Source organism: Actinoplanes sp. NPDC051633, assembly GCF_040681735.1.
Taxonomy (GTDB): Bacteria; Actinomycetota; Actinomycetes; order Mycobacteriales; family Micromonosporaceae; genus Actinoplanes.
In genome coordinates this window covers 1-9,773 of sequence record NZ_JBFAZH010000170.1, presented here as the reverse complement: position 1 = coordinate 9,773, position 9,773 = coordinate 1, and the positions used below count along the sequence as shown (strand labels likewise).

Sequence of the window (9,773 nt, the reverse complement as noted above, 5' to 3'; positions counted from 1 at the left end):
TCTCGCCCGCGCTGGTCCCGCCACTGCTCGCGGCGGGGGAGCAGGGCCGCATGCTGCTCGCGCACGTGCCGGGTGAGGACGGGTTCGGCGCCGGCCTCGACGTGCGCGCGCGGATCGCCGCCGAGTGGCACCCGGTGCAGGAGCACTTCGCCGGCCGGGTCGACGACCTGCTCGCCACCGGCATGCCCGACGCCCGCCTCGCGCTAGCCACCTTCGAGCGGGTGGCGGTGCCGCACTACGACACCGTCGACGGCCTGCGCGAGCTGATGACCGCGCTGCCCGACCGCCTCGACCGGATCGCCGCCTGCCGGATGCCGGACACGATCGTGCACGGCGACCTGCACCCGGGCAACACTCGGGTGGGCTCCGGCGACCCGGTGATCATGGACTGGGGCGACGCCACGACCGGGCAGCCGGCCGATGACATCCTGCGGCTCGTCGAGGGCCTCGACGCCGGCGACGCCGAGACGCTTATCGCGGCGTGGGTGGTGCGGTGGCGGGCGTCGTTCCCGGAGAGCGACCCGCAACACGCCGTCGAGCTGATGCGGCCGATCTTCCACCTGCGCCGGGCGGTGATCTACGCCGATTTCCTGGCGAACATCGAGCCGTCCGAGCACATCTACCACGCCAAGGACGTCCCCGACCGGCTCGCCCAGGCGGTGGCCGCCGTACGGTAGTCGCATGACCGACACTGATCGGCGGGCCGCCTACGTCGAGGAGATCCGCCGAGGTGCGCCGCTCAGCGACGAGCTGGCGCGTGCGTTTGCGACGGTGCCGCGGGAGGCGTTCGTCGGCCGCGGCTTCCAGGACCGCCACGGCCGCTGGACCAAACCCGGCGATCCCGGCTTCCTGGACGCCGTCTACCGCGACGACGTGCTGGTCACCAAGGTCGACCACCGCGTCCCGATCAGCTCGTCCAGCCAGCCGTCGCTGATGGCCATCATGATCGAAGCGCTCGAGGTCGAGCCGGGCATGCGGGTGCTCGAGATCGGCGCCGGCACCGGCTACAACGCCGCGCTGCTGGCCACCCTGGGCGCGTCGGTGATCAGCGTCGACGTCCAGGCCGACGTCGCGGCGCGGGCCGCGAGCGCCCTCACCGAGGCGGGGATCACCGGGGTACGCGTGGACCACGGCGACGGGTACGCCGGCGCGCCCGGGCATCGCTTCGACCGCGTGATCGTCACCGTCGGCGTGGGCGGCCTGTCCCCGCGCTGGCTCAGTCAGCTCGACCCGGGCGGCGTCGCCGTGGTGCCGGTCGAGCACGCCGGCACCCACCCGGTGCTGGCCGTCCGCGGCACCGCGGACGGCCCGGTCACCGCGTCGGTGGTCTGCCCGTCCGGTTTCATGAGCGCGTCCGGCCCGCTGACGGCCGCCCACCAGTTCGCCCATCCGGCGCCGGCCGCCCCCGGCGAGCTGGCCGCCCTGCGGGAGGAGAAGGGCCCGCGGTTCGACCCGCCGCTGGGCGCCCTGGGCTACCGCGACCTCTGGTACGCGGCCGGCGTCTGGCACCGCCGAGCCACCCACGCGGCCATCCCGGGCGTGGACCAGAACTGCCTGATGCTGCTGGACGAGGACCGCACCGGCGGCGCGGCGATCCTGCCGGACGGCGCGATCCTGTCGGGCGGCGCCGAGCCGGAGCGCTGGGCGAACGACGCGCTCGACATCCTCAAGCGCTGGGACGCCGCGGGCCGCCCGCCGATGCGCGCCTGGCAGGTCACCCTCGCCCTGAACGGTCTCCCGGACGCGCCGATCTGGGTCCCGGCCAACTGGAGTCTCTGACCGGCGACCGCATCAACCGATCGGTTGATCGGCGAGTCCGCCCCGGCCGGCGCGGGCCATGGCCGCGGAGTCGATTCGGCGCGCCGATGCCGGACCGCAGGATTTCCCTATGTCGATGACCGCACTGCACCGCCTGACCGTTTCCGAAACCAGACTCTTCTTCCGCGAGCCGATCGGCGTGTTCTTCGCCGTCGCGTTCGCCCCGCTGCTGCTCGTCGTCCTCGGGTCGGTGCCGTCGATGCGGCAGCCCGATCCGGACCTCGGCGGCGCGCGGGTGATCGACCTCTACCTGCCGATCATCGTGGCGATCGGCATCGCGCTGTTCGCGCTCACCGGGCTGTCCCAGCTGTTCGCCACCTACCGCGAGAACGGCGTGCTGCGACGCTTGCGGACGACCCCGGTCAGGCCGGGGGAGATGATCGGCGCCCAGCTGCTGATGGCCACGATCCTGTCCGTGCTGACGATGCTCGTCATGGTGGCCGTCGCCCGGCTGGCGTTCGACGTCGACCTGCCCCGCCTGGTGCCCGCCTACCTGATCAGCTATCTGTTGCTCGCGCTGGCGCTGTTCGCCGTCGGCATGCTCGTCGCCGCGCTGGCGCCGACCGGCCGCAGCGCCGGAGCGGTCGGCTCCATTGTGTTCTTCCCGCTTGCCTTCTTCGGCGGCCTGTGGGTGCCGCGCGCCGCCATGAACGACGTGCTGCGGACGATCAGCGACTTGACCCCGCTCGGCGCCGGCGTGCAATCCTTGCAGGACGCCACCGCCGGTCACTGGCCGCAGCCACTGCACCTGGCCGTCACGCTGGGGTGGGCGATCGTGGCCGGCGTGCTGGCCTCGCGATACTTCCGCTGGGAGTGACAGTGAGCATCGAGGCCGACCTGCGGGCCGAGTTCGACCGCTGGGAGCGCACCGAGGACCGGTGGTTCAACGTCCTGCCGTACGCGCTGCTGGCGATCAGCGTCCTCATCACCTTGCTGCAGCCGCTCTGGCGCGGATTGGTGCACGTTCCGACGGTCCTCGGGCTCTCGGCGGCGGCCCTGCTCTGGCTCGTCTGGTTCCACCCGCTCCGCGCGGGTCGCCACCCGCGCCTGTACTTCGCGGGGCTGATGGCGCTGGCCGCCGGCCTGGTGGCGCTCGCGCCCTGGTACGGCTTCCTCGCCTTCGCCGGCTATCCCCACGCCTTCCACTACCTGACCGGCCGCTGGCGGTATGCCGGCGCCACGGCCACCGCGTTGATCTCGGCCGTGGCGTTTCTGGGCGGGGTCGAATCCATCCGGGCCGACAACCTGTGGTGGGCTTGGCTGGCCATCGGCCTGATCTCCGCCGTGCTGTCCTCGGCCGTCTTCCACGTCTACGACATGGCCGAGCACCGCAACGTCAAGCAGAAGCGCGCCCTCGTCGAGTTGGAGAGGGCGCTCGCCGAGAACGCCGCCCTGCACGCTCAGCTGCTGGTGCAGGCGCGGGAGGCGGGAGTGTCGGACGAGCGGCAGCGGATGGCGCGGGAGATCCACGACACCCTCGCCCAGAGCCTGGCCGGCATCCTCACCCAGCTCCAGGCCGCCGAGAAGACGCTCGACGACCCGCCGACGCTGCGCGGGCACCTGGCGACCGCGACGAACCTGGCCCGCGAGAGCCTGACCGAGGCGCGGCGGTCGGTGCACGCCGTGGAGCCGGCCGTGCTGGCCCAGGCCCGGCTGCCGGAGGCGATCGGCGTCGTGGCCCAGCGGTGGTCGGCGGCCAACGACATCGCCGCGGTGCTCACCACCACCGGCGACGCCCGGCCGATGCACACCGACGTCGAGGTGGCGCTGCTGCGGACCGCGCAGGAGGCACTCGCCAACGTGGCCAAGCACGCGCGAGCCACCCGGGTCGGCCTCACTCTGTCCTACATGGAGGATTTGGTGACTCTCGACGTCCGCGACGACGGGGTGGGCTTCGAGCCGGACGGCAAGCGTGCCACCGGCTCCGCCGCCGGTGGGTTCGGCCTGGCCGGCATGCGGCAGCGGGTGCAGCGCCTGGCGGGCCGGCTGGACATCGAGTCGGAGCCGGGCGGCGGCACGGCCATCTCGGCCACCGTGCCGGCCATTCCTGCGGGAGGTGCGGTGTGATCTCGCTGCTGATCGTCGACGACCACCCGGTGGTGCGCAACGGGCTGCGGGGCATGTTCGGCGCCGACCCCCGGTTCGAGGTGCTCGGTGAGGCCGGCGACGGAGCGGAGGCCGTCGTCGCCGGGCAGCGGCTGAAGCCCGACGTGATCCTGATGGATCTGCGCATGCCGAGGACCGACGGCGTCGCCGCCATCAAGGAGCTGACCCGGCTCGGCGTGCCGTCGCGCGTGCTGGTGCTCACGACGTACGACACCGACGGCGACGTCCTGTCGGCCATCGAGGCCGGGGCCACCGGCTATCTGCTGAAGGACGCGCCGAGCGAGGAGGTGTTCCGCGCGGTGGAGGCGGCCGCGCGGGGACAGGCGGTGCTCTCGCCCGCCGTCGCGACCCGGCTCATGGGGCAGATGCGCAAGCCGGCGTCGGAGCCCCTGTCCGACCGCGAGCTGGAGGTCCTGCGGCTGATCGCCCGGGGCTCGACGAACCGCGACGCGGCACGGCAGTTGTTCATCAGCGAGGCGACGGTCAAGACCCACCTGCTGCACGTGTACGCCAAACTCGGCGTCAACGACCGGGCGGCCGCCGTGGCCACCGCGTTCTCCCGCGGTTACCTGAGTTGACGAGCGCCCGCGACCGTTCTACTTAGGCATGCCTTCCGAGCGCAAGTAGGTCAGGACCGCCAGGACGCGGCGGTTCGTGTCCTCGGCCGGCGGCAGGTCGAGCTTCGTCAGGATGTTGCCGACATGCTTGCCGACGGCCGCCTCGCTCACGAACAGCCGCGCGGCGATCGCTGAATTGGATTGGCCCTCCGCGATCAGGCCCAACACCTCACGCTCCCGTGTGGACAACGCCGACAGCGGGTCGCGGCTCAGCAGCCGGCGCACCACCTCCGGGTCGATCACCGTTCCGCCCTCGGCCACCGTGCGCAGCGACGCCACGAAGTCGGCGACGTCGACGACCCGGTCCTTCAGGAGGTAACCGACCCCGCCGCCCGTGTCGAGCAGCGCCGACGCGTACTCCACCTGCACGTACTGGCTGAGCACCACGACCGGCAGGGCGGGCCGCGCCCGGCGCAACGCCACCGCCGCCCGCAGCCCGTCGTCGGTGTTGTCCGGCGGCATGCGGATGTCGGTGATCACCAGGCCGGGCCGGTGCGCGCCGACGGCCTCGACGAGGGCGACGGCGTCACCCACCGCGGCCACCACCGGGAAGCCGAACCGGTCCAGCAGGCCGGACAACCCCTCCCGCAGCAGCACACCGTCCTCGGCCAGAACCACGCTGACACCGCTCACCGGCACGGCAGCTCCACCCGGACCAGCGTGCCCCCACCGGGCGGGCTGGCCATCAGCAGGCGACCCCCGACCGCGGCCACCCGGTCGGCCAGCCCGGTCAGGCCGCTGCCCGCCGCCGGGTCCGCCCCGCCCGCCCCGTCGTCGCGTACCTCGAGAACGAAGGCCTCTCCCGACCACGACACGGTCACGTCGGCCCTGGTCGCCAGCGCGTGCTTCGCCACATTGCCCAGCGCCTCCGAGGCGACGAAATACGCGGTGGTCTCCACCTGCTCGGGCGGGCGGGTGAGCACCTCGGGGCCGGTCACGTGCACCGGCAGCGGCGTACGCCCGGCCAGCTCCCGCAGCGCCGGCATCAGCCCCAGATCGCCCAGCACCTGCGGCCGGATCCCGTGCACGATGTCGCGCAGCATCACCATCAGATCCTTGGCCTGCGCGTGCGCCCGGTCCAGCGGCTCCACCGCGGGGGAGCCCGCCGGCAGGTCCAGCCGGGCCATGCCGAGCTGCAGGGTGAGGCTGGTCAGCTGGTGCTGGGCGCCGTCGTGCAGGTCGCGCTGGATCCGGCCGCGCTCCGCCTCGAAGGCGTCCACCAGCCGGGCACGCGACCGGTTCACCTCACGCAGCTCGCCGTCCACCGACCGATCGCCGAGCAGCGACCGGGCGGCCGAGGCCTGCGCCCCGGTCACCGCCGAGACCAGGTAGAACACCGGCACGATCAGCAGCAGGCCGGTCACCGATGCGACGGTCGCCTCGCCCGGCGTGTCCACCGTCCATCGGCCGACGTTCATGTCGAGGCCGTCGCCGGCGATGAGCAGCGGCGACGCGACCAGCGCCAGGACCAGCCCGGCGAACAGCGTCAGCACGCCGTAGACGACCGGGACCACCAGCGCGAACAGCAGACCGTAGAGCACCTCGCGCCAGGTGGCGGCCTCGGTGTAGCGGACGCGCAGCCAGGCGATCGGGTCGGCCGGCGTGGGCAGGTGCGGGGTCCGGATCGGGCGGGCGTCCAGGAGCGCGAGTCGGCGGCGTTCCAGGACGGCGAGAGGAACCGCGACCAGCGGGCCGAAGACCGCCAGCACGACGACGCTCAGCACCAGGAAGACCAGGCGCGTGGTGTCCGGGAGCCGGCCCTGCCGCAGGTCGTTGGCGATCACGAACCAGGGCAGGGTGACCACCCAGGTCGCGGCGGCCACCGGGGCCGCCACCATCACCGTGGTGACCACGTAGAGCAGGGCCCGCCACGGCCAGGACGAGTAGAGGAAGCGCCGGGATCGCAACGCCGGCCAGATGCTGGACATGCGACTCAAGGTAGGTGCCGGGCTCATCCTCGGGACAGCCGTCCGGCACTACGAACGGGGTATGCCCAGCCCTACCATTTGCCGGCCCGGCGCTCCCGCCACGCGCGGCCGTCCGGGTCGTAGACCATCCGGTACGCGGGCACCGCCCACAGGCGCTGCCACCACGGCAGCCGTGTCGTCTCGTGCGGCACGAGCCGGCCCGGCGGCCGGGGGCCCTTGCGCCCGCCCTTGTGCCAGTCCCGCAGCCGGTCGGCGGTCGCGTTCACCGTGCGTACCGCCTCCTCGGGGTCCAGCAGGCCCTCGTCGCTGTCCGCGTCCAGGTGCTCCCGCAGCAGCTCCAGCCGCAGGTCCCGCGCGAAGCGGCGGGCGCCGTCGCCGAGCCCGGCGGGATCGGCCGGCGTACGTCCGTCCACCCGCTCGTCCAGCACCGCGCAGGACAGCTCGCTGTCGTGCGTCCACGACCGGCGGTTGAAGTTGTCGCTGCCCACGCTCACCCACACGTCGTCGACCACGCAGACCTTGGCGTGCACGTACACCGGGGTGCCTTCGTGGTTCTCCACGTCGTAGACGTGCACCCGCTCGGGCGCCGCCCGCGAGCACAGGCTGATCGCCTGCTCGCGGCCCACCTGGTTGGGCGGCAGCGCGAACCGGCCGTCGACGTCCGGGTGCCGCGGCACCACCGCGATCAGGTGCAGGTCGCGATGCTGGCGCAGGGCGTCGGCGAAGAGCTCGGCCACCTCGCTCGACCACAGATACTGATCCTCGAGGTAGATCAGCCGGCGGGCCCGCTTGATCGCCTTGGTGTAGCCGCGGGCGACGGTCTGCTCACCCAGCTTGGCGAAGCCGTAGGGCGGGCGCATCGCCGGGTAGGTCCGCAGCACCTGGATCGCCATCGGGCCGGCCTCCGGCGGGTCCGGCGGCTGCTCGGGCAGCTCGTCGGCGTGCAGGTCGGCGCCCTTGAGCTTGTCCTCGATCGTGGAGATCGGCCCGTGCTGATCCAGGGGCACCTTGTCGCACCAGCGCTCGCGGAAGGTCAGGTCGAGCGCGCCGACCACCGGGCCGCGCAGCGCCAGCTGAACGTCGTGCCAGGGCGGGTGGTCGCCGTAGGCCTTGGACATCTGGATGGGCTGCGGGTCGCCGCCGTGGTCGGCGTCGTCGCGGCGGCTGTGGCACAGGTCGATGCCGCCGGCGAATGCGATATCCTGCTCCGGCCGGCCGGGCCGGCGGATCACCACGAGCTTCTGGTGGTGCGAGCCGCCGCGGCGTACCCGCTGGTCCAGCAGCACCTCGCCACCCGCCGCGGCGATGTCGTCGCCCAGGCTGCGGTTCTCCTCCTCGGAATAGGAGAACTTGTCCAGGTGTGACCGCCACAGCAGGCCCTTGACGATCACTCCGCGCTTGGCCGCCGCGGAGAAGAGTTCGGCGATCGTGGGGCCTTCGTCGCGCAGGCGTTCATCCGGATCACCCCGCCAGTCCGTGAAGAAAAGCAGATCGCCTGCGTCCAGGCTTTCCACTTCAGCCACCAGACGGTCGAAATACGTTTTACCGTGTATCAGCGCTTCGGCCGTGTTTCCAGCGGTCCAGGTGGGTATGGAGGTGTCCGGGTTGCCGCGTTCCTCCGCGGTGAGGAACCAGTCCGTCAGCGGCACAAGCAGCCCTTCCGAGGTCGACGACGCCCTCACGGTAAGCCGGGTTCCGGGGTTCCGCACTCCGGAAAACGTCCGACAGTCTCTCCGTCCCCCCGGAGGTAGCGATGAGCTCCGAGCCGATCACCACACAGCCGGTCACCACAGACGTTACCCCGGTCGACCCGGCCCTGGCCGCAGAGAAGGGCCTGCTCATCGCAATCCTGATCATGGTCCTGCTGGGCGTCGGCGCGATGTGGCTCATGCAGTGACGGCGGCGCCGGACACCGAGGACGAAATCAGGCTGCGGCTGGCCCTAACCGCCGGTGTTGGTGCTTGAGGCGCGGCCGTACCGCAGCACGACCACTCCGGTCGTGGACACCTCGCTGCCGAGCAGCGTCAGCGTGGCGGGCGCGAAGCCGTCGGCGAACATCCGCTTGCCGGTGCCGAGGACCAGTGGAAACGTCAGCAGCGTGTACCGGTCGATGAGGTCCGCCGCGGCCAGCGCGGGGATCAGCCGGCCGCTGCCGAAGACGACGATGTCGCCGCCCGGCTGCTTCTTGAGCTCGGTCACCTCGGCGACCAGGTCCTCGCCGAGGATCCGGCTGTTCTCCCAGTCCGTGGCGGCGAGGGTGGTCGACGCGACGTACTTGGGCATCCGGTTGAGCGCCGCGACGGCGGGCTCGCCGCGGTCGGCGACCGACCAGGTCGCGGCGAAGTTCTGGTAGGTGCGGCGCCCGAGCAACAGGCCGCCGGCGCCGGTGGTCGCCTCGCTCATCACGCGTGCGACGACTTCGTCCATGTACGGCTGCACCCAGCCGCCGGCCTCGAACCCGCCGTCACGGTCCTCGTCGGCGGAGAGCACCGACTGGATGACACCGTCCAGCGTCACGAAGTTGACCACCACGATGCGCGACATGCGGCCCATCCTGGCACGGCGGTATTCTCCCGGCCGTGGATGCGACCAGGCGCGCTGCCCAGGACTATGTCGATCGGCTCGAGCGGCGGGACTGGGCCGGGCTGTCCGGCCTGCTGGCCGGCGATGTGGTGTACGAGATGCCGCAGACCCGCGAGCGCATCCGCGGCCGGGAGTCGTTCCTGCGGTTCAACGCCGAGTATCCCGGCGACTGGCATCTGGCCGTGCGCCGGATCGTCGCCGACGGCCGGTCCGCGGCGCTGCTGCTCGACGTCCAGGTCGACGCGCCGGATCAGCGGCAGGACGCGTGTGTCTGGCTCGACGTGTCCGACCAGGGCCTGATCACCCGCATCGTCGACTACTGGCCGGACCCGTACGACCCGCCGCCGGGCCGCGAGCACCTTGTCGAGCGTTACTGACCGCTCAGTCGGTGTGCGGCAGGCGCTCGGCCGGGATGACGCCGAGGCGGCCCTTCTGGAAGTCCTCGAAGGCCTGCATCAGCTCGGCGCGGGTGTTCATCACGAACGGCCCGTAGTGCGCCACCGGCTCGCGGATCGGCTGCCCGCCCATGACGAACAGGTCCAGCTCCGATGTGGACGACACGCGGATCGCGTCGCCCGGGCCGAAGGCCGCGAGCTGGCCCATCTGGATCGGCCGGGCCTCGGCGCCGACCGTGCCGGTGCCGGAGAGCGCGTAGACCAGCGCGTTGTAGCCGGGCTGCCAGGGCAGGTCGAGCCGCGCGCCGGGCTGGAGCGTCACGTGC

General features: G+C 72.3%; 12 protein-coding genes. 7 read left to right on the top strand and 5 right to left on the bottom strand.

Annotation, left to right across the window (positions count from 1 at the left end):
• The 5 genes from AB0M20_RS12710 to AB0M20_RS12690 form a co-directional block, all read left to right on the top strand.
• Positions 1–677, top strand: a 677-nt coding sequence (locus AB0M20_RS12710) for a phosphotransferase (protein ID WP_364297472.1), incomplete at its 5' end; no start/stop codon positions are given.
• A 4-nt stretch (positions 678–681) separates the two neighbouring features.
• The gene (locus tag AB0M20_RS12705) at positions 682–1,779 is read left to right on the top strand and encodes a methyltransferase domain-containing protein (protein ID WP_364297470.1); all 1,098 of its coding nucleotides are present in this window, start codon (positions 682–684) and stop codon (positions 1,777–1,779) included.
• Between the two features lie 115 nt (positions 1,780–1,894).
• Positions 1,895–2,635 (top strand): ABC transporter permease, encoded by a 741-nt coding sequence (locus tag AB0M20_RS12700; RefSeq protein WP_364297468.1) that lies wholly within the window; start codon positions 1,895–1,897, stop codon positions 2,633–2,635.
• A 2-nt stretch (positions 2,636–2,637) separates the two neighbouring features.
• Positions 2,638–3,885 carry a sensor histidine kinase gene (locus tag AB0M20_RS12695; protein ID WP_364297466.1) on the top strand — a complete coding sequence of 416 codons (1,248 nt, stop codon included), beginning with the start codon at positions 2,638–2,640 and terminating at the stop codon, positions 3,883–3,885.
• Positions 3,882–4,502: a response regulator transcription factor gene (locus AB0M20_RS12690; protein ID WP_364297464.1), complete on the top strand. Its 621-nt coding sequence runs from the start codon at positions 3,882–3,884 to the stop codon at positions 4,500–4,502. The genes AB0M20_RS12695 and AB0M20_RS12690 overlap by 4 nt, the downstream gene beginning before the upstream one ends.
• Positions 4,503–4,520: 18 nt before the next feature.
• Here the strand turns inward: AB0M20_RS12690 and AB0M20_RS12685 are convergent, their stop codons facing one another.
• The 3 genes from AB0M20_RS12685 to AB0M20_RS12675 all read right to left on the bottom strand — a co-directional run bounded on the left by AB0M20_RS12685 (position 4,521) and on the right by AB0M20_RS12675 (position 8,118).
• Positions 4,521–5,180: a response regulator transcription factor gene (locus tag AB0M20_RS12685; protein WP_364297462.1), complete on the bottom strand. Its 660-nt coding sequence runs from the start codon at positions 5,178–5,180 to the stop codon at positions 4,521–4,523.
• Positions 5,171–6,469, bottom strand: a complete 1,299-nt coding sequence (locus AB0M20_RS12680; RefSeq protein ID WP_364297460.1) for a sensor domain-containing protein — start codon at positions 6,467–6,469, stop codon at positions 5,171–5,173. Before AB0M20_RS12680 ends, AB0M20_RS12685 begins: the two co-directional genes overlap by 10 nt.
• 71 nt (positions 6,470–6,540) lie before the next feature.
• Positions 6,541–8,118 (bottom strand): phospholipase D-like domain-containing protein, encoded by a 1,578-nt coding sequence (locus AB0M20_RS12675; protein ID WP_364297458.1) that lies wholly within the window; start codon positions 8,116–8,118, stop codon positions 6,541–6,543.
• Positions 8,119–8,222: 104 nt separating this feature from the next.
• Here AB0M20_RS12675 and AB0M20_RS12670 point away from each other — a divergent pair, with 104 nt between their 5' ends.
• Entirely contained in the window at positions 8,223–8,366 is a 144-nt protein-coding gene (locus AB0M20_RS12670; protein ID WP_364297456.1) for a hypothetical protein, read from the top strand.
• A gap of 44 nt (positions 8,367–8,410) precedes the next feature.
• Here the strand turns inward: AB0M20_RS12670 and AB0M20_RS12665 are convergent, their stop codons facing one another.
• Entirely contained in the window at positions 8,411–9,013 is a 603-nt protein-coding gene (locus AB0M20_RS12665) for a dihydrofolate reductase family protein (RefSeq protein ID WP_364297454.1), read from the bottom strand.
• Between the two features lie 35 nt (positions 9,014–9,048).
• On the opposite strand from AB0M20_RS12665, the gene AB0M20_RS12660 reads away from it, so the two are divergent.
• Complete coding sequence (locus AB0M20_RS12660) at positions 9,049–9,429, top strand: nuclear transport factor 2 family protein (RefSeq protein ID WP_364297452.1); 381 nt, start codon at positions 9,049–9,051, stop codon at positions 9,427–9,429.
• Positions 9,430–9,433: 4 nt separating this feature from the next.
• On the opposite strand, the gene AB0M20_RS12655 is transcribed toward AB0M20_RS12660, so the two are convergent.
• The coding region (locus AB0M20_RS12655; RefSeq protein WP_364297450.1) for a pirin-like C-terminal cupin domain-containing protein at positions 9,434–9,773 on the bottom strand (340 nt) is incomplete at its 5' end.